The organism is Streptomyces sp. CB02959, from assembly GCF_002803155.1.
GTDB lineage: Bacteria > Actinomycetota > Actinomycetes > Streptomycetales > Streptomycetaceae > Streptomyces.
On the sequence record NZ_NNBP01000017.1, the window covers coordinates 88,977 to 108,491 of the forward strand.

Consider the following 19,515-nt stretch of genomic DNA (forward strand, 5'->3'; position numbering starts at 1 on the left):
GACGAGGAGCCCCCGTGTTCACCACCCGCCCCACCCTCCAAGGCACCTTCGGCATGGCCGCCACCACCCACTGGCTGGCGTCCCAGTCCGCGATGGCCGTCCTGGAGGACGGCGGCAACGCCTTCGACGCCGCCGTCGCCGCCGGATTCGTGCTGCACGTCGTCGAACCGCACCTCAACGGGCCGGCCGGCGAGGTGCCCGTCATCCTGGCCCCGGCGGACGGACCGGTGCGGGTGCTGTGCGGGCAGGGCCCGGCCCCCGCCGGGGCGAGCGTGGCCCACTACACCTCCCTCGGCCTCGACCTGGTGCCCGGCACCGGACCGCTGGCCGCCGCCGTCCCCGGCGCCTTCGACGCCTGGATGCTGCTGCTGCGCGACCACGGCACCAAGTCCCTGTCCAACGTGCTCCGTTACGCCATCGGGTATGCCGAGCACGGCCACCCCGCCGTCGAACGGATCGGGGAGACGGTGGCGACCGTCCGCACCCTCTTCGAGACCGAGTGGACCTCCTCCGCCGAGCTCTACCTCCGCGGCGGCCGCGCCGTCCGCCCCGGCGAACTCCTCACCAACGCGCCGCTGGCCGCCACCTGGCGACGCCTCGTCACCGAGGCCGAAGCCGCCTCCGCCGACCGTGCCGCACAGATCGACGCGGCCCGCCGCGTCTGGCGCGAGGGCTTCATCGGCGAGGCGCTCGCCCGCTGTGCCGCCCGGCCCGCCATGGACACCTCCGGCGAACGGCACGCCGGCACCCTCACCGGCGACGACCTGGTCGCCTTCAGCGCCACCTACGAGGACCCGGTGACCTACGACTGGCACGGCTGGACCGTCGCCAAGGCCGGCGGCTGGACCCAGGGCCCCGCCTTTCTCCAGCAACTCGCGCTCCTGCCCGAGGAGTTGCCCGCCCACGGCAGCCCCGACTACGTCCATCTGCTCATCGAGGGCAGCAAACTCGCGATGGCCGACCGCGAGGCGTGGTACGGCGACGCCGCCGACGTCCCGCTCACCACGCTGCTCGGCGACGACTACAACACCGCCCGCCGGGCCCTCGTGGGCGGCCGCGCCTCGTACGCGCTACGGCCCGGCAGCCCCGACGGCCGCACCCCGCGGCTGAGCAAGCACGCCCTGGCGGTGGCCACCGGCACCGGCGGATTCGACCCGCTGGGCGTCTCGGCGAGCGGCGCCGGGGAGCCGACCGTGGCCCGCGGCACCGGCACCGCCGCACCCGGCCGCCGCGGACCGTCCGGCGCCGCCCCCGAGGTCGACAGCGACGGCACCACCCGCGGCGACACCTGCCACATCGACATCGTCGACCGCTGGGGCAACTTCGTCTCCGCCACCCCCTCCGGCGGCTGGCTCCAGTCCAACCCGGTCGTCCCCGGTCTCGGCTTCCCGCTCGGCACCCGGCTTCAGATGACCTGGCTGGAGGAGGGACTGCCCAACTCGCTCGCCCCGGGACGCCGCCCCCGCACCACCCTCACCCCCTCCCTGGCCCTGCGCGACGGCGTCCCCGTCATGGCGTTCGGCACCCCCGGCGGCGACCAGCAGGACCAGTGGCAGCTGCACTTCTTCCTGGCGGTGGCACTGCGCCCGCAGGTCCGCGGCGGACTCGACCTGCAGGGCGCCATCGACGCCCCGAACTGGCACCAGGACTCCTTCCCCGGCTCCTTCTTCCCGCGCGGGATGCGACCGGGCAGCGTCACCGTCGAATCCCGGATCGGCGACGCGGTCGTCGACGGGCTGCGACGGCGCGGCCACGACGTCGCGGTGGGCGGTGCCTGGTCGGAGGGGCGGCTGAGCGCGGTGGCCCGCGACCCCCGCACCGGAGTGCTGTCGGCTGCGGCCAACCCGCGCGGAATGCAGGGGTACGCGGTCGGACGCTGACCTCGGGCGGCCGCCTCAGGACCTTGGCTTGGGGCGCTGACCTGCGAGGACGTCGACGGGGCGGGCGGCGGCGGGGGCCCGCAGGGGCCCCTGCCGGGGCGCCGGCCGCACCCGCCCGTGGCCCGGGCGGCACCGGGAGTTCACCCGGAGTCCGGCCGGAGTGTCAGTGGCTCGTGGTTCGATGGACGCATGATCGAAGCACTGCACACCCACCACCAGGGAGACACCACGGATCTCGCCGACGCCGTCACCCTCCTTCCCGCCGCCGCGGCGCCCCGCGCCGCCGAGCCCGCCGCGCCGGACCTCTCCGGGCTGGATCCGGCCGCCGTCGAGGCCGCCGTCCGGCAGGCCGCGGCCGACGAGATCATGCCCCGCTTCCGGCAGCTCGCCGCCGCCGACATCGTCCAGAAGAACGGGCCGCACGACCTCGTCACCACCGCCGACCGGCACGCCGAGGAGCACCTCACCGCCGCCCTCACCGCCCTGCTGCCGGGCTCCCGGGTGGTCGGCGAGGAAGCCGTGCACGCCGACCCCGCGGTCCTCGACGCACTCCACGGCGACGCCCTCGTCTGGATCGTCGACCCGGTCGACGGCACCCGCCAGTTCGTCCACGGCGACCCCGGCTTCGCGACCCTGGTCGCCCTCGCCCACCGCGGCGAGGTCCTCGCCTCCTGGACGTACGCCCCCGCCCTCGACCAGATGGCCGTGGCCCGCCGCGGTGCCGGCGCCTGGCTCAACGGCGAACGGCTGCGCGCCGGCCACCCCGCGCCCGGCGCCACCCTCGAAGTCGCCACCTCCCACCCGGACTTCACCACCGACGACCAGAAGCGCGTCCTGGCCGCCCTCAAGACCCCCGGCATCGCCCCCCGCCCCTGCGGCTCCGCGGGCCTGGAGTACCTCCACATAGCCCTCGGCCGGCTCGACGCCACGGCGTTCAGCTGGGAGAACTCCTGGGACCACGCCGCCGGACTGCTCCTCGTCCACGAAGCGGGCGGCGCCAGCGGCACGGTCGCCGGGCAGCCCTTCCGCATCACAGGCGGCAACGCCCTCCCCTTCACCGCGGCCCGGGACGCCGAAACGGCACGGCGTATCCTCGGACTGCTGGCTGCCGCCAACTGACCCTCACCGACGAGGGTCGGACACGAGGGGAGTGGCGCAGGTGCCGACGATGCTCGATGCCGTCGTGATCGGAGCGGGGCCCAACGGCCTGACGGCGGCGGTCGAACTCGCCCGCCGCGGCATGTCCGTAGCCCTCTTCGAAGCCCGCGACACCATCGGCGGCGGAGCCCGCACCGAGGAATCGACCCTCCCGGGCTTCCGCCACGACCCCTGCTCCGCGGTGCACCCGCTCGCCGTGGGCTCCCCGGCCTTCCGCGCCATGCCCCTGGAGCGGTACGGCCTGGAATGGCTCCACCCCGACCTTCCGATGGCGCACCCCTTCCCCGACGGCACCGCCGCCGTCCTGGCGCGCTCCGTCGGCGAGACCGCCATGTCCTTCGGAGCCCACGACGCCGGCGTCTACCGCCGGCTCATCGCCCCGTTCACCGGCAAGTGGGACACCATGGCCCACGACTTCCTGCGCACCCAGTGGCTGGGCCTGCCCCAGGACCCGGTCACCTACGCCCGCTTCGGCCTGGTCGCCATGCAGCCGGTCACCCTCCTCAACCGCCGCTTCCGGAACGAGAAGGCCCGCGGCCTGCTGGCCGGCCTCGCCGCCCACGCCATCGCCCCGCTCCGCGGCTTCGGCACCAGCGGCCTGGCCCTGATGTTCGCCCTCGCCGCGCACGCCAACGGCTGGCCGGTGCCCCGCGGCGGCTCCCAGGCCATCTCCGACGCCCTGGCCGGACTGCTGCGCGCGCACGGCGGCGCCGTGCACACCGACTTCGAGGTCAAGCGCCTGGACGACCTCCCGCCCGCCCGCGCCTACGTCTTCGACACCTCCCCGACCGCCCTCGCCCGGATCGCCGGCCTCGGCAACGCCTACCGGGACGTCACCTACGGCCCCAGCGTCTTCAAGATCGACTACGCGCTCTCCGGCCCCGCCCCCTGGACGGCCGAGGAAGCCCGGCGCGCCGGCACCGTCCACATCGGCCCCACCAGCGGCGAGATCTCCGCCGCCCTGGACGCCGCCGCCGAGGGCCGCGACCCCTCCGTCCCCTTCCTCATCACCGCCCAGCCCAGCCTCATCGACCCCACCCGAGCCCCCGAGGGCAAGCACACCTTCTGGGCCTACGGCCACGTCCCCAACGGCTGGGAGGGCGACGCCACCGAAGCCGTCGAGCGCCAGATCGAGCGCTTCGCCCCCGGCTTCCGCGACCTGGTCCTCGCCCGCGCCGTCGCCGGCCCCCCGCAGCTCGCCGCCCGCAACGCCAACTACGTCGGCGGCGACACCGCCACCGGCTCCGCCGCCGGCCTCCGCCTGCTCATCCGCCCCAAGCTCACCCGCGTCCCCTACGAGACCGCCCACCCCGCCGTCTTCCTCTGCTCCCAGGCCACCCCACCCGGCCCCGGCGTCCACGGCATGTCCGGCCACTACGCCGCCAAGGCGGTCTGGCGCCGCCTCCGGAGCGGCCGCCGCTAGGTCGTGTCCGCAAAGTCCCGTCGTTCACCCGGAGGGCATGCCGGGCGCCGCGCGGCGGACGGCATACGACGACAGGCCCGCAGGGCCTTCCGGCGGATCAGGGCCGGACAGCCCTACGCTCACCACCATGAGCACCACCCTCACCCTCACCCAGGGCGACATCACCGAACAGGCCGTCGACGCCGTGGTCAACGCGGCCAACTCCGCACTCCTGGGCGGCGGGGGAGTGGACGGCGCCATCCACCGCCGCGGCGGCCCCGAGATCCTCGCCGAGTGCCGCGCCCTGCGCGCCGGCCGCTACGGCGACGGCCTGCCCACCGGCCAGGCCGTCGCCACCACCGCCGGCCGGCTCCCCGCCCGCTGGGTGATCCACACCGTCGGCCCCGTCCACTCGACCTCCGAGGACCGCAGCGAGCTCCTGGCCTCCTGCTACGCGCAGTCGCTCCGGACCGCCGCCGAACTCGGCGCCCGCACCGTCGCCTTCCCCGCCATCTCCACCGGCGTCTACCGCTGGCCGATCGCCGACGCCGCCCGCACCGCCGTCGCCACCGTCCGCGCCGCGATCGCCGCCGCCCCCGACGCCTTCGACGAGATCCGCTTCGTGGTCTTCGACGACCGCTCCCACGCCGCGTATCAGGCCGCCCTGGCCGAGGAGTGACCACCAAAGGCGAGCGGCCGACGGGGAAACGGCGTCCGTGCTGATGGGCCAAGGTTGATGTCGGATTTCCGCCAGCCCCCGCCGGTCGGCTGAGCAATCCTGGAGGACATGCACACCGACACCGAGCGCTGTCTGCGCGCCGTGCAATCCAAGGACGCCCGCTTCGACGGGTGGTTCTACACCGCCGTCCTCACCACCGGCATCTACTGCCGGCCCAGCTGCCCGGTAGTGCCCCCCAAGCCCCAGAACATGCGGTTCTACCCCAGTGCGGCCGCCGCCCAGCAGGCCGGATTCCGGGCCTGCAAACGCTGCCGCCCGGACGCCAGCCCCGGCTCCCCGCAGTGGGACGAACGCGCCGACCTGGTCGCCCGCGCCATGCGCCTGATCGCCGACGGGATCGTCGACCGCGAAGGCGTCCCCGGCCTCGCCGCCCGCCTCGGCTACAGCCCCCGCCAGATCGAACGCCAGCTGCGCGCCGAACTCGGCGCCGGCCCCCTCGCCCTGGCCCGCGCCCAGCGCGCCCAGACCGCCCGGCTCCTGATCGAGACCACCGCACTCCCCATGGCCGAGATCGCCTTCGCCGCCGGATTCGCCAGCATCCGCGCCTTCAACGAAACCGTCCGCGAGGTCTTCGCCCTCTCGCCGACCGAACTCCGCGGCCGCGCCCGCCCCGGCCCCCGCACCGCGGCCCCCGGCACCCTCACCCTGCGGCTCCCGTTCCGCCGGCCGCTCAACCCCGACAACCTCTTCGGACATCTCGCCGCCACCGGCGTCCCCGGCGTCGAGGAATGGCGGGACGGCGCCTACCGCCGCACCCTCGACCTCCCCTACGGACACGGCATCGTCGCCCTCGCGCCGCACCCCGACCACATCGACTGCCGCCTCTCCCTCACCGACCTCCGCGACCTGGCCGGCGCCATCGCCCGCTGCCGCCGGATGCTCGACCTCGACGCCGACCCGGAGGCCGTCGACGGGCTGCTCCGCACCGACCCGCAACTCGCCCCACTGGTCGACAAGGCACCCGGCCGCCGGGTGCCGCGCACCGCCGACGCCGACGAGTTCGCGGTCCGCGCCGTCCTCGGCCAACAGGTCTCCACCGCCGCCGCCCGCACCCACGCCGGCCGTCTGGTCCAGGCCCACGGCGTACCGGTCGACGACCCCGGCGGCGGCCTCACCCACCTCTTCCCGACGCCCACCGCCCTCGCCGGACTCGACCCGGAAACCCTCGCCATGCCCCGCACCCGGCGCGCCACCCTCACCGGCGTCGTCGCCGCGCTGGCCGCCGGCACACTCCAACTCGGCGTCGGCAGCGACCGGGACGAGGCCCGCGCCCGCCTCGCCGCACTCCCCGGCATCGGCCCGTGGACCGTCGAATGCATCGCCATGCGCGCCCTCGGCGACCCGGACGCCTTCACCCCCACCGACCTCGGCCTGCGCCGCGCCGCCGCCGGCCTCGGCATGCCCTCGACCCCCGCGGCCCTGATCCGGCACTCCGCCCGCTGGAGCCCCTGGCGCGCCTACGCCGTCCAGTACCTCTGGGCGACCGACGACCACCCCATCAACCACCTCCCCACGAATTGAGCCCCACCATGCCCGCACCCAGCACGGCCCCCACCGGCCCCATCACCCACACTGTCCTCGACGACACCCCCGTGGGCCCCCTCACCCTCGTCGCCGACGGCGACGCCCTCAGCGGCCTCTACATGACCGACCAGCGGCACCGCCCGCCCCAAGAGACCTTCGGCACCCCGGCCGACCCCGCCGAGCCGCCCTTCGCCCGGACCATCGCCCAACTCCGCGCCTACTTCCGGGGCGAACTGACCACCTTCGACCTGCCGCTCGCCCTGCACGGAACCCCGTTCCAACGCCGCGTCTGGGCCGCCCTGGGCACCATCCCGTACGGCGAGACGCTCTCCTACGGGCAACTCGCCGAACGGCTCGGCAACCCGGCCGCCTCCCGCGCCGTCGGCCTGGCCAACGGCCGCAACCCGATCGGCATCATCGTCCCCTGCCACCGCGTCGTCGGCGCCAACGGCAGCCTCACCGGCTACGGCGGCGGCCTCGACCGCAAGCGCCGCCTCCTCACCTTCGAGCGCGCCGCCGACGGCCTCTTTCCGGCTCAGGCCTATGCCTGAGTCGGTGCGCCGCCCCGGCTTCCCGGACGCTCAGCCCTCGCCCGGCGGCGTGAGCCCGCCCAACAGCGCCCGTACCGTCTCCGCCGCGAACTCCTCCTCGCTCTCGGGCCGCAGCACCCCGGCCGGTGCCTCCCCGTCGAAGAACAGGTCGAGGAACGCCCGGTGGAAACACGCCCCGATCAGCAGATTGGCCGCCGCATGCGGATCCGCCGCGGCCGAGACCCGGCCCAGTCCCTGCTCCGCCTCCAGATACACCGCCAGCTGCCGGCCCGCGTTGTGCGGGCCGATGGCGCCCATCTCGTCGAGCTTGCGCCGATGTGTCGCCAGCAGCTCTGGACTGGCGAACAGCGACGCCGCGATCGGGAACGACCGCCGGTAGAAGCGCACCGCCGCCAACGCCACCTCCGCGAGATGCCCGGCCGGACCGCGCTCGTCCCCCGCCCGGTCCGGCAGCTCCGCCAGCGCGTCCGCCAGCTGCGGCACCCGCTCGTGCAGCACCTGCACGAAGATCTCTTCCTTGCTCCGGAAGTGCTTGTACAGGGTCGCCTCGGAGCATCCCGCCTCCTTGGCGATCTGCTTGGTCGTGGTGTGCGCCAGCCCCACGCTCGTCATCAGCGCGGCGGCGGCGTCCAGGATGCGGGAGCGCGTCAGAGCGCCTCCGGACAGCGGGGCGGCGGCTTCAGGGCTCATGGAACAACCCTACATTGACAGGTGAGTGAGCACTCACTCACACTGGTGGGTGAGTGCTCACTCACCCCGCTGTCCGCAGGGGTGACCAGGACAGACCACCGGAGGAGCCATGAGAATCACCGTCGTCGGAGCCTCGGGCGGCATCGGCCGGCACCTCGTCGGCCAGGCACTGGCCGACGGGCACGAGGTGACCGCCGCACTGCGCAGCCCGGAGAAGCTGGCCGAACGCCATCCGCGCCTGACCGTCGTCCGCGTCGACGCGCTCGACGCCGCCTCCGTCAAACCCGCCGTCGAGGGCGCCGACGCGGTCCTCTCCGGCATCGGCCAGATCGGCCGCCACGATCCGCTGCGCCCCGCCTCCACCTCGGCCCGCGCGGTCGCCGAGGCCATGGCGGCGACCGGCGTGCGCCGCCTCCTCGTGGTCAGCGCGGGCCCGCTCAACCGCACCGGTGCCGGTCAGCCGTTCCTCAGCCACCGGATCTTCGGCCCCTTGCTCTGGGCGATCCTCAAGGAGCTCTACACCGACCTGGAACGCATGGAGGCCGTACTCCGCGAGACCGACCTCGACTGGACCTCCGTACGCCCGCCCCGCCTGCTCGACAAGCCGGGCACCGGCCGCTACCGCCACGCCGTCGAAGCCGGTCCGTCCGGCAGCTCCATCCCGCGCGCCGACGTCGCCCGCGCCATGCTCGACCTCATCCCCGACGCCACCACCCACGGCCATGCGGTGGGCGTCAGCAGCTGAACCCCGCCGGCCGCCCCACCACCTCCCGCACCTCGGTCACCAGGTCCTCGGCCACGGTGATGGAGTGGCGCAACCGGGCTTCGGTGTCGCCGAGTTCGCCGAGGAGGGCGGCGGCGCGCGGGGCGAAGCCCGGTGGGGTGCGGGGGAGGGTGGCGGCGGTGGCCAGGGCGCCCTTCTCGTTGAGGCACCAGACCCGGTGGTGGGCGTGCAGGGCCTGGACGAGGGCGCCCATGGCCCGGGAGAGGCACAGGGAGGCGTACAGGACGTCCGCGGACGCGGACGACTTGGCCGCCATGGCCACCGAGAACCCCGCGTCCCAGACCGCGGCACCGGTCAGTGCCTCGCGCAGGGGCTCCGGGTACGACCGGGTCTCCTCCTTGAGGCGGGCGAGCTCCCCGGTGCCCTCGGCCAGGATCCGGCCGAGGGCCACTTCGCCCGGATAGACGGGGGACCAGAAGCCGAGGGGATGCCCGGCCTGCATGCCGGTCTCGAAGCGCCCGGCGCGGCAGTCCTCCCACACCTGCCGCACCCGGTCGACGTCCCGGAAGATCCAGTCCACCTGGCTGCCGTCGGGCAGCACCAGCCACGCGCCGCCGTTGACCCAGGGCCCCCAGGCGCCCGGCGGGTGTATCTCGACGGGGCCGCCGGTCACGTCCGCCGCCAGTGCCTCCAGGGCGCGCAGATCGGGTGCGCCCCGGTAGTAGATCCCCAGATCCCAGTCGGAATCCGGGCGGTTGGTTCCTCGTGCGCGGCTGCCCCCGAGCATGACCCCGACGACTCCCGGCACCCGCGTGACACGTGCCGCGATCTCTTCCATGGCAACGAGGCTAGGCACCGGTCGGCCGCGGGGCCGTCAGGCCGGCGGCAGGCCGTCTTCGAGTTCCACCGGGCCGCGGCCGCGTTCCAGGGCGTCCAGGGCGCCGCGGACCCGCAGCCGCAGGTCCTCGGCCATCAGCGTCTCGGCCTCGTCCCAGTGGACCAGGCGCCAGGACAGCAGTTCCTCCTCCTGCAGCCGGATCGCGGCGAACCGTGCCGCGTCCAGCACCCCGCCGTCGAAGAGGTAGGACACCAGTGGCGGCCGCGCCTTCCCGTGCACCCAGTCGACGGCGAGCAGCGGGCCCAGTTCCACATCCAGGCCGATCTCCTCGATGGTTTCCCGGCGGGCGGCCTGACGTGGGGATTCCCCGGTGTCCGACTCGATGGTGCCGCCGGGCAGGACCCAGGTGTCGCGGTAGTTGGGCTCCACGAGCAGGAGGCGGCCTTCGGCGTCGCGGAAGATGGCCGCCGCGCCCGCGAGTACGCGGGGCAGTCCGGCTATGTAGGTGGCGTAGTCGTCGTCCGTGGTCGTCACGGCGCGAGCCTAGGGGGCGACCGGCCGGGAGGAGAAGCAGGGGCCAGAGGTGGGAGAGGGTGCGGGCGGACGGGTGATCCTGGTCCGCTCTGTTCGCCGGGGGCGTCGGGCGGATATGGTCTCAGCGGCGCGACTGCCAGTTCGAAAGCAAGGGGAAACACGGTGGCGGACGCAGCAAGGACAAACACAGCACATGTGCTGATCGCCGCGGACAAGTTCAAGGGCTCGCTCACGGCCGTCGAGGTCGCCGAGCACGTCACGGCCGGTCTGCGGCGCGTGGTCCCCGGCCTGGACGTGGCGGCGGTGCCGGTCGCGGACGGTGGCGACGGGACGACCGCGGCGGCCCTCGCGGCCGGTTTCACCCGGCACGAGGCGCGGGTCACCGGGCCCACCGGCGAGCCGGTGACGGCCACCTTCGCGTTGCGCGAGGACGGGACGGCGGTGGTGGAGATGGCCGAGGCATCCGGCCTCCAGCACCTTCCCAAGGGCGTTTTCGCGCCGCTCACGGCCACCACGTACGGCACCGGTGAGCTGCTGCTCGCGGCGCTGGACGCGGGGGCGACCTCGATCGTCTTCGGGGTCGGCGGCAGCGCCACGACGGACGGCGGCGCGGGCATGCTGACGGCGCTGGGCGCCCGGCTCCTGGACGCCGACGGGGCGCCGGTCGGTCCGGGCGGCGGCGGGCTGCGGGAGCTGGCCACGGCCGATCTGTCGGGGCTCGACCCGCGGCTGGCCGGCACGGAGATCGTGCTCGCCAGCGACGTCGACAACCCGCTGACCGGCCCCAAGGGCGCCCCGGCGGTCTACGGGCCGCAGAAGGGCGCCACCGAGCAGGACGTCGCCACCCTGGATGCCGCCCTGGCGCACTATGCCGAGGTGCTGGAGCGTGCCGTCGGCCCCAAGGCCGCGGAGCACGCGCTGGCGCCCGGGGCCGGGGCCGCGGGCGGGATCGGCTACGGCGCGCTGGTCGCGTTGGACGCCGCGTTCCGGCCGGGGATCGACGTGATGCTGGACGTGCTGGGCTTCGCGCCGGCGCTGGCCCGGGCCACGTTCGTGATCACCGGTGAGGGTTCGCTGGACGAGCAGACCCTGCACGGCAAGGCGCCGGCCGGGGTCGCCGCGGCGGCGCGGGCGGCGGGCATCGACGTGGTCGCGGTCTGCGGGCGGCTCCAGCTGCCCCAGGAGGCGCTGACCGCGGCCGGTATCCAGCGTGCGTACGCCCTGGCGGACCTGGAGCCGGACCCGGCCCGCTCCATGGCCGAGGCCGGTCCGCTGCTGGAGCGGGCGGCGGAGAGCCTGGCGCGGGACTTCCTGGCCTGACGCGTCGCGGCGGGACGCCTTCCCCTCCGTGCGAAGGCGTCCGCCCCACCACGAAGGCTTCCGATCCATACGAAGAGGCCCCGAGCGGATCGTTCCGCTCGGGGCCTCTCGGCGTTCTCGGTGGGCGCCCGTCAGGGCTGGTGCGCGGCGCGCGATTCGGCGCGCGACTCGCGGCGGTTGTCGCGGAAGGTGTTGACCCTCCGGGCCGTCGCGAACAGCGGGATCATCGCGCCCAGGACCACCTGCAGGGAGCAGCCGGTCTGGAGCAGCAGCTGACCGCCGGGGGCGTCCAGGGCCCAGGCGGCGAGCATGCCCATGCTGAGCACGATCCAGCTGAGCATCGCCACCGCGAGCCGGCCGCGCGGCTTGGGGTACTCGACCCGGCTCACCATCAGCCAGGCCACCCCGATGATCGCCAGCAGGGTCGGCAGGAACGGCAGCTCCAGCAGGACGATGGCGACGACGGTCAGGGCACCGAACGGGCTCGGCATACCCTGGAAGATGCCGTCACGGATCGTGACGCAGGAGAAGCGGGCGAGTCGCAGCACGACCGCCAGCAGGACCACCACCGCGGCGACCACCGACACCCGCTGGTGCGCGTCCTGGGCGACCATGCCCCAGGTCACCACGAAGTACGCGGGGGCCAGCCCGAAGCTGATCAGGTCGGAGAGGTTGTCGAGCTCGGCCCCCATCGCCGAGGCCCGCAGCTTGCGCGCCACCAGCCCGTCGAAGAGGTCGAAGACCGACGCCAGCAGCATCAGGATCACGGCCATCGCCGCGCTGTGCCGCGCCATCCCGCCGTCCTCGGTCCCCGTCAGGTGCGGGATGAGGACGCCGGTGGTGGTGAAGTACACGGCCATGAAGCCGCAGATGGCGTTGCCGAGCGTGAGGGTGTCCGCTATTGACAACCGCGTCGACAGCGGCATGTCATCGTCGTCCCCGTCGTTCTCCGGCGCCCAGCCCGCCTGCGTCTCGGGATCAATCACGGTCAAGGCGAGTCACCCCCGCGGTAGTGGCCTGGCCGACCTCGACGGCCGGCTCGACACCCTCCGGGAGGTAGACGTCCACCCGCGAGCCGAAGCGGATCAGACCGATGCGCTCGCCCTGCTCGACCTTGGTGCCCTGGGGCACGTAGGGGACGATGCGGCGGGCGACCGCGCCGGCGATCTGCACCATCTCGATGTCGCCCAGCTCGGTGTCGAAGTGCCAGACGACCCGCTCGTTGTTCTCGCTCTCCTTGTTGAACGCCGGAACGAATCCGCCGGGGATGTGCTCCACGGACGTCACCGTGCCGGCCAGCGGCGCACGGTTGACGTGGACGTTCAGCGGGCTCATGAAGATCGCGACGCGGGTGCGGCCGTCCTTCCACGGCATGATGCTCTGCACCACGCCGTCGGCCGGAGAGATGACGCGCCCCTGAGCGATCTCTCGCTCGGGGTCGCGGAAGAACCACAGCATGCCCGCCGCGAGTGCGGTGGTGGGCACGGCGACGGCAGCCCAGCGTCCCGAGCGACGGGAACGGGCCAGGCTGACCGCTGCCGTTGCCACGGTCGGGAGGAGCCACGGCGACGCTCCGCGCGCGAGGCGGACGCGACCGCGTTGTGCAGAGGATTGGCTGTGGGGCATGGATGACCTTCGTAGCGGAGGATGCCGCGTATGGATACGGGGGACGGCGGCTTTCCTGGGATGCTATCGGTTGCGAGCGGCAACTGGCCAAGAGCCAGAGCCAATCCGTGGCCGAAGAACGATGACGCGGTGTGATCTTTATCTACCAGGAAACGCCCCAAAAGGGACGTTCAGCCCTGGATTCGATACTCCTCAAGTAGCCGGCGGCCGATGATCATTTTCTGGATCTCGGCCGTGCCTTCGCCGATCAGCAGCATCGGGGCCTCCCGGTAGAGGCGCTCGATCTCGTACTCCTTGGAGAAGCCGTAGCCGCCGTGGATGCGGAAGGCGTCCTCGACCACCTCCTTGCAGTATTCGGAGGCCAGGTACTTCGCCATGCCTGCTTCAAGGTCGTTTCGTTGGCCGGAGTCCTTTTTGCGTGCGGCATTAACCATCATGGCATGCGCCGCCTCCACCTTTGTCGCCATTTCGGCGAGTTTGAACTGGATCGCCTGGTGCTGGGCGATCGGCTTGCCGAAGGTGTGTCGCTGCTGCGCGTACGACACGCCCAGCTCGAAGGCGCGCTGGGCGACACCGCAGCCGCGTGCGGCCACATTGACCCGGCCCACCTCGACGCCGTCCATCATGTGATAGAAGCCACGCCCGGTCTCGCCGCCGAGGACCCGGTCCGCCGGAATGCGCAGCCCGTCCATGATCAGCTCGGTGGTGTCGACCCCCTTGTAGCCCATCTTCTCGATCTTGCCCGGAATGGTCAGGCCCGGCCGGACCTCGCCGAAGCCCGCCTCCTTCTCCACCAGGAAGGTCGTCATCGACTTGTGCGGGGGAGTGCCCTCCGGATGGCCCTCGTCCGTTCGGCACAGCACCGCCACGAGAGTGGACGAGCCGCCATTGGTGAGCCACATCTTCTGGCCGTTGAGAACGTAGTGGTCACCGTCCCGCACGCCCTTGGAGGAAATGGCCGAAACATCGGAACCCAGTGCCGGCTCCGACATCGAGAAGGCGCCCCGGATCTCACCCGCCGCCATCTTCGGAAGGAAATAGTCCTTCTGCTCCTGCGTGCCGTGCTGCTTGAGCATGTACGCCACGATGAAGTGGGTGTTGATGATGCCGGAGACGCTCATCCAGCCGCGGGCGATCTCCTCGACCGTCAGCGCGTAGGTGAGCAGCGATTCGCCGAGCCCGCCGTACTCCTCGGGAATCATCAGCCCGAACACGCCGAGTTCCTTCAGGCCCTCGACGATCTGGGTGGGGTATTCGTCGCGGTGCTCCAGCTCCGTGGCGACTGGGATGATCTCCTTGTCCACGAAATCCCGGACCGTGGAGAGGATTTCCCGCTGGATGTCGGTCAGACCGTCGGTCTGTGCGAGGCGCGCCATCTGGTCACTTCTCCTTCCGGGCCGCGGGGGCCTGAAGCTCGGGGCGGCCGGGCTGCTCGCCGCCGCGCTTCTCGATGTATTCGGCCGTGGGGACCATCACCTTGCGCCGGAAGACGCAGACCAGGGTGCCGTCCTGCTTGTAGCCCTTGGTCTCGACGTACACGATGCCGCGGTCGGACTTCGACTTCGACGGCGTCTTGTCCAGCACCGTCGTCTCGCCGTAGAGCGTGTCGCCGTGGAACGTCGGCGCCACGTGCTTCAGCGACTCGATCTCCAGATTGGCGATGGCCTTTCCGGAGACATCCGGCACCGACATGCCCAGCAGCAGCGAATAGATGTAATTGCCGACGACCACGTTCTTCCCGAAGTCGGTGGTCCGCTCGGCGTAGTTGCTGTCCATGTGCAGCGGATGGTGGTTCATGGTCAGCAGGCAGAAGAGGTGGTCGTCGTATTCGGTCACCGTCTTCCCCGGCCAGTGCTTGTAGACGTCGCCGACGGTGAACTCTTCGTAGGTACGGCCGAACTGCATTGCGCTCATGCCTCCGGGGCTTCGAAAGTGGACGTGCGGGCCATGCCGGCGGCCCGGCCCTTTCCGGCGATGACCAGTGCCATTTTGCGGCTCGCCTCGTCGATCATTTCGTCGCCGAGCATCGCCGAACCCTTCTTCCCGCCCGCCTCGGACGTGCACCACTCGTACGCGTCGAGGATCAGCTCGGCGTGGTCGTAGTCCTCCTGCGACGGCGAGAAGACCTCGTTGGCCGCCTCCACCTGACCCGGGTGCAGCACCCACTTCCCGTCGAAGCCCAGCGCGGCCGCCCGGCCGGCCACCGCGCGGAACCCGTCGACGTTCTTGATCTGGAGGTAAGGGCCGTCGATGGCCTGGAGGTTGTGCGTGCGGGCCGCCATCAGGATGCGCATCAGGATGTAGTGGTAGGCGTCCGCAGGGTAGCCGGGCGGCTGCTCGCCGACCACCAGGGACTTCATGTTGATCGACGCCATGAAGTCCGCCGGGCCGAAGATGATGGTCTCCAGGCGGGGCGAGGCGGCGGCGATCGCGTCGACGTTCACCAGGCCCTTGGCGTTCTCGATCTGCGCCTCGATGCCGATCCGGCCGACCTCGAAGCCCATGGTCTTCTCGATCTGCGTCAGCAGCAGGTCCAGGGCGGTCACCTGCGCGGCGTCCTGCACCTTCGGCAGCATGATGCAGTCGAGGTTCTGGCCGGCGCCCTCGACGACCGTGACGACGTCCCGGTAGGTCCACTCGGTGGTCCAGTCGTTGACCCGCACCACCCGCGTCTTGCCCGCCCAGTCACCCTCGTTGAGGAACTTGACGATGGTGTGGCGCGCCTCCGGCTTGGCCAGCGGCGCGCAGGCGTCCTCCAGGTCCAGGAAGACCTGGTCGGCCGGGAGGCCCTGGGCCTTCTCCAGGAAGCGGGGGTTGCTGCCGGGCACCGCCAGACACGAACGGCGCGGACGCAGCCGCTGAACCACGGAAGTGGCAGGAGCGGAGTGACTTCCGGCCGGGGTGGTGGCGGGCGACGGGCGGGCGGTCATGCGGGGACCTCCAACGGGTCGAGTCGGTTCGCTGTGCGGATCTCGTCGACGATACGGCCGATGATCTCCGTGATTCCGAAGTCCTTCGGGGTGAAGACGGCGGCGACACCCGCCTCGCGCAGGGCCGCGGCGTCCGCGGACGGGATGATGCCGCCCACGATCACCGGCAGGTCGCCGGCGCCCGCGCGGCGCAGCCGGTCCAGTACGTCCGGCACCAGCGCGGCGTGCGACCCCGACAGGATCGACAGCCCCACGCAGTGCACGTCCTCGGCGACCGCCGCCGCCACGATCTGCTCCGGGGTGAGCCGGATGCCCTGGTAGACGACCTCGAAGCCGGCGTCCCTGGCGCGCACCGCGATCTGCTCGGCGCCGTTGCTGTGCCCGTCCAGGCCGGGCTTCCCGACCAGCAGCCGCAGCCGTCCGCCGCCCAGGTCGGCCGCGGTCCTGGCGACCTTCTCGCGGACCGCCGCCAGTGTCGAGCCGGCCTCCGCGGTCACCGCCACCGGCGCGCCGGAGACGCCCGTGGGGGCCCGGAACTCGCCGAAGACGTCCCGCAGTGCCCAGGCCCACTCGCCGGTCGTCACGCCTGCGCGGGCGCACTCCAGCGTGGCCGGGAAGAGGTTGGTGTCGCCCGCCGCGGCCTTCTTCAGGGCCGACAGCGCCTCCTGGGCCCGCAGCTCGTCGCGGTTGTCCCGCCAGGTGCCCAGGGCCCGCACGACGCCCTCTTCGTTGGCCGGGTCCACCGTCATGATCGCGGATTCGCCGGATGCGCTGCCGGCGGTGAGCGGGTTGGGTTCGGTGCCCTCGAAGCAGTTGACGCCGACGATCTTCTCCTCGCCGGACTCGATGCGGGCCCGGCGCTCGGCGTGCGCCGACACCAACTGCGACTTCAGGTATCCGGACTCGACGGCCGCCATCGCGCCGCCCATCTCCTGGATCCGGTCGATCTCGGCCAGGCAGTCCGCCACCAGGGCGTCCACCTTGGCCTCGATGACGTGCGATCCGGCGAAGATGTCCTCGTACTCCAGCAGGTCCGACTCGTGCGCGAGGACCTGCTGGATGCGCAGCGACCACTGCTGGTCCCAGGGGCGTGGCAGCCCCAACGCCTCGTTCCAGGCCGGGAGTTGGACGGCGCGGGCGCGGGCGTCCTTGGAGAGCGTGACGGCCAGCATCTCCAGCACGATCCGCTGGACGTTGTTCTCCGGCTGTGCCTCGGTCAGCCCCAGGGAGTTGACCTGCACGCCGTAGCGGAAGCGGCGCTGCTTGGGGTTCTCGATGCCGTAGCGCTCCCGGGTGACCTTGTCCCAGATGCGGCCGAAGGCGCGCATCTTGCACATCTCCTCGACGAAGCGGACGCCCGCGTTCACGAAGAACGAGATCCGGGCGACGACCTCGCCGCGGCGTTCCTCGGGGACCTGGCCGGACGCGAACACCGCGTCGAGCACCGCGATCGCGGTGGACATCGCGTACGAGATCTCCTGGACCGGAGTGGCCCCCGCCTCCTGCAGGTGGTAGCTGCAGATGTTGATCGGGTTCCACTTCGGGATGTGGTTGACCGTGTACGTGATCATGTCCGTGGTCAGCCGCAGTGAAGGGCCCGGCGGGAAGACGTGCGTCCCGCGCGAGAGGTACTCCTTCACGATGTCGTTCTGCGTGGTGCCGGACAGCTTGGTGATGTCGGCGCCCTGCTCCTCGGCGACCACCTGGTACAGCGCCAGCAGCCACATGGCGGTGGCGTTGATGGTCATCGAGGTGTTCATCTGCTCCAGCGGGATGTCCTGGAACAGCCGCCGCATGTCACCGAGGTGGGACACCGGGACCCCGACCCGGCCGACCTCGCCGCGGGCCAGGACGTGGTCGGGGTCGTATCCGGTCTGCGTCGGGAGGTCGAACGCGACCGACAGGCCCGTCTGGCCCTTGGCGAGGTTGCGCCGGTACAGCTCGTTGGACGCCTCGGCGGTGGAGTGCCCGGCGTACGTCCGCATCAGCCACGGACGATCCTTCTGACGCTCAGTCATGAAGTGGACCTCAGACGTTCCTGAAGCGGTTGATGGCATCGATGTGCTTGGCGCGCATCTCCTCGTCGCGCACGCCCATGCCCTCCTCGGGGGCGAGGGCCAGCACGCCTACCTTCCCCTGGTGGAGGTTGCGGTGCACGTCGTACGCCGCCTGGCCGGTCTCCTCCAGGGTGTACGTCTTCGACAGCGTCGGGTGGATCTTGCCCTTGGCGATCAGCCGGTTGGCCTCCCACGCCTCCCGGTAGTTGGCGAAGTGCGAGCCGACGATCCGCTTCAGCGACATCCACAGGTAGCGGTTGTCGTACTCGTGCTGGTAACCGGAGGTCGAGGCGCAGGTCACGATCGTGCCGCCCTTGCGGGTGACGTACACGGAGGCGCCGAACGTCTCGCGGCCCGGGTGCTCGAAGACGATGTCGACGTCCTCGCCGCCGGTCAGCTCGCGGATCCGCTTCCCGAAGCGCTTCCACTCCCGGGGGTCCTGGTTGTGCTCGTCCTTCCAGAACTTGTAGCCCTCGGCGTTGCGGTCGATGATCGCCTCGGCGCCCATCTTCCGGCAGATCTCCGCCTTCTGGTCGCTGGAGACCACGCAGATCGGGTTGGCGCCGCCGGCCAGCGCGAACTGCGTCGCGTACGAGCCGAGACCGCCGCTCGCGCCCCAGATCAGGACGTTGTCGCCCTGCTTCATCGCCGCGCCGTTCTGCGAGACCAGCTGCCGGTACGCGGTCGAGTTGACCAGGCCGGGCGCCGCCGCCTCCTCCCAGCTCAGGTGCCGGGGCTTGGGCATCAGCTGGTTGGACTTGACCAGCGCGATCTCCGCCAGGCCGCCGAAGTTGGTCTCGAAGCCCCAGATCCGCTGCTCCGGGTCGAGCATGGTGTCGTTGTGGCCGTCGGAGGACTCCAGCTCGACGGAGAGGCAGTGCGCGACGACCTCGTCACCGGGGTGCCAGGCGTTGACGCCGGGGCCGGTGCGCAGGACCACGCCGGCCAGGTCGGAGCCGATGACGTGGTACGGCAGGTCGTGCCGCTTGGTGAGCGGGGAGAGCTTTCCGTAGCGCTCCAGGAACCCGAACGTCGACATCGGCTCGAAGATCGAGGTCCAGACCGAGTTGTAGTTCACCGAGGAGGCCATGACGGCCACCAGCGCCTCGCCCGGCCCGAGTTCGGGCACCGGCACGTCCTCGACGTGCAGCGATTTGCGGGGGTCCTTCTCTCGGGTGGACAGGCCGGCGAACATCTCGGCCTCGTCCTTGTGCACGGTGACCGCGCGGTACGACTCGGGGAGGGGAAGGGCGGCGAAGTCTTCGCGCGTACTGTCCGGCGCGAGGATCGCATCGAGTATCTGGTTCACGGTATGCCTCCGGCGAAGCACGTGGGAAACGGCTTGAGGGAACGTCGGGGGTGGAGCGGCGGTGGTGCCGTCGGTTCGGCCGGTGGTGCCTGGCATTGCGCGGGTGGGCGCTAGGGGTGCCTGTGACGCAGGCGTCCGGGCGCGCAAAGTGTTTGCGGGGACAGTCGGCACACCAGGGTTGGGTAGGTGCGCCGGCCGCCCGGACACTCACAACGTATGACACCCGGTGCCAG

Annotated in this window: 18 protein-coding genes; 8 read left to right on the plus strand and 10 right to left on the minus strand. The window is 72.1% G+C overall.

Annotated features, from left to right (window positions below):
- Positions 1 to 14: 14 nt before the first annotated feature.
- The 6 genes from CG747_RS25970 (at position 15) to CG747_RS25995 (ending at position 7,254) form a co-directional block, all read left to right on the plus strand.
- A complete protein-coding gene (locus CG747_RS25970; protein WP_100604254.1) occupies positions 15 to 1,880 on the plus strand; it encodes a gamma-glutamyltransferase family protein in 1,866 nt (621 codons plus the stop codon).
- Between the two features lie 189 nt (positions 1,881 to 2,069).
- A complete protein-coding gene (locus CG747_RS25975; protein WP_257980718.1) occupies positions 2,070 to 2,999 on the plus strand; it encodes an inositol monophosphatase family protein in 930 nt (309 codons plus the stop codon).
- 40 nt (positions 3,000 to 3,039) lie between these two features.
- Complete coding sequence (locus CG747_RS25980; RefSeq protein WP_100604367.1) at positions 3,040 to 4,461, plus strand: NAD(P)/FAD-dependent oxidoreductase; 1,422 nt, start codon at positions 3,040 to 3,042, stop codon at positions 4,459 to 4,461.
- 127 nt (positions 4,462 to 4,588) lie between these two features.
- Complete coding sequence (locus CG747_RS25985; protein WP_100604255.1) at positions 4,589 to 5,119, plus strand: O-acetyl-ADP-ribose deacetylase; 531 nt, start codon at positions 4,589 to 4,591, stop codon at positions 5,117 to 5,119.
- A gap of 108 nt (positions 5,120 to 5,227) precedes the next feature.
- Positions 5,228 to 6,700, plus strand: coding sequence for a DNA-3-methyladenine glycosylase 2 family protein (locus CG747_RS25990; RefSeq protein ID WP_100604256.1), 1,473 nt, complete (start codon positions 5,228 to 5,230; stop codon positions 6,698 to 6,700).
- 8 nt (positions 6,701 to 6,708) lie between these two features.
- Positions 6,709 to 7,254 (plus strand): methylated-DNA--[protein]-cysteine S-methyltransferase, encoded by a 546-nt coding sequence (locus tag CG747_RS25995; protein WP_100604257.1) that lies wholly within the window; start codon positions 6,709 to 6,711, stop codon positions 7,252 to 7,254.
- Positions 7,255 to 7,284: 30 nt separating this feature from the next.
- Here CG747_RS25995 and CG747_RS26000 read toward each other — a convergent pair whose 3' ends face one another.
- Positions 7,285 to 7,944 carry a TetR/AcrR family transcriptional regulator gene (locus CG747_RS26000; protein WP_100604258.1) on the minus strand — a complete coding sequence of 220 codons (660 nt, stop codon included), beginning with the start codon at positions 7,942 to 7,944 and terminating at the stop codon, positions 7,285 to 7,287.
- Between the two features lie 109 nt (positions 7,945 to 8,053).
- On the opposite strand from CG747_RS26000, the gene CG747_RS26005 reads away from it, so the two are divergent.
- Positions 8,054 to 8,689, plus strand: coding sequence for an NAD(P)-dependent oxidoreductase (locus CG747_RS26005; protein ID WP_100604259.1), 636 nt, complete (start codon positions 8,054 to 8,056; stop codon positions 8,687 to 8,689).
- On the opposite strand, the gene CG747_RS26010 is transcribed toward CG747_RS26005, so the two are convergent.
- Both CG747_RS26010 and CG747_RS26015 read right to left on the minus strand, forming a co-directional pair.
- On the minus strand, positions 8,679 to 9,506 hold the full coding sequence (locus tag CG747_RS26010) for a nucleotidyltransferase domain-containing protein (RefSeq protein WP_100604260.1): 828 nt from the start codon (positions 9,504 to 9,506) through the stop codon (positions 8,679 to 8,681). The two genes, CG747_RS26005 and CG747_RS26010, sit on opposite strands and share 11 nt — an antisense overlap.
- 36 nt (positions 9,507 to 9,542) lie before the next feature.
- Positions 9,543 to 10,040 carry an NUDIX hydrolase gene (locus tag CG747_RS26015; protein ID WP_100604261.1) on the minus strand — a complete coding sequence of 166 codons (498 nt, stop codon included), beginning with the start codon at positions 10,038 to 10,040 and terminating at the stop codon, positions 9,543 to 9,545.
- Positions 10,041 to 10,235: 195 nt separating this feature from the next.
- On the opposite strand from CG747_RS26015, the gene CG747_RS26020 reads away from it, so the two are divergent.
- Positions 10,236 to 11,360, plus strand: a complete 1,125-nt coding sequence (locus CG747_RS26020) for a glycerate kinase (RefSeq protein ID WP_100604262.1) — start codon at positions 10,236 to 10,238, stop codon at positions 11,358 to 11,360.
- Positions 11,361 to 11,491: 131 nt separating this feature from the next.
- On the opposite strand, the gene pssA is transcribed toward CG747_RS26020, so the two are convergent.
- The 7 genes from pssA to ccrA form a co-directional block, all read right to left on the minus strand.
- Positions 11,492 to 12,352 carry a CDP-diacylglycerol--serine O-phosphatidyltransferase gene (gene pssA / locus CG747_RS26025; RefSeq protein WP_180985712.1) on the minus strand — a complete coding sequence of 287 codons (861 nt, stop codon included), beginning with the start codon at positions 12,350 to 12,352 and terminating at the stop codon, positions 11,492 to 11,494.
- Positions 12,339 to 12,986, minus strand: a complete 648-nt coding sequence (locus CG747_RS26030; RefSeq protein ID WP_100604263.1) for a phosphatidylserine decarboxylase — start codon at positions 12,984 to 12,986, stop codon at positions 12,339 to 12,341. The genes pssA and CG747_RS26030 overlap by 14 nt, the downstream gene beginning before the upstream one ends.
- A 170-nt stretch (positions 12,987 to 13,156) precedes the next feature.
- Positions 13,157 to 14,362, minus strand: a complete 1,206-nt coding sequence (locus CG747_RS26035; RefSeq protein WP_100604264.1) for an acyl-CoA dehydrogenase family protein — start codon at positions 14,360 to 14,362, stop codon at positions 13,157 to 13,159.
- 4 nt (positions 14,363 to 14,366) lie between these two features.
- Positions 14,367 to 14,891 (minus strand): MaoC family dehydratase, encoded by a 525-nt coding sequence (locus CG747_RS26040; RefSeq protein WP_100604265.1) that lies wholly within the window; start codon positions 14,889 to 14,891, stop codon positions 14,367 to 14,369.
- Between the two features lie 5 nt (positions 14,892 to 14,896).
- The gene (locus CG747_RS26045; RefSeq protein WP_100604266.1) at positions 14,897 to 15,916 is read right to left on the minus strand and encodes a CoA ester lyase; all 1,020 of its coding nucleotides are present in this window, start codon (positions 15,914 to 15,916) and stop codon (positions 14,897 to 14,899) included.
- Positions 15,913 to 17,934: a protein meaA gene (locus tag CG747_RS26050; RefSeq protein ID WP_100604267.1), complete on the minus strand. Its 2,022-nt coding sequence runs from the start codon at positions 17,932 to 17,934 to the stop codon at positions 15,913 to 15,915. Before CG747_RS26050 ends, CG747_RS26045 begins: the two co-directional genes overlap by 4 nt.
- A gap of 10 nt (positions 17,935 to 17,944) precedes the next feature.
- A complete protein-coding gene (gene ccrA, locus CG747_RS26055) occupies positions 17,945 to 19,282 on the minus strand; it encodes a crotonyl-CoA carboxylase/reductase (protein WP_100604268.1) in 1,338 nt (445 codons plus the stop codon).
- Between the last annotated feature and the right edge of the window lie 233 nt (positions 19,283 to 19,515).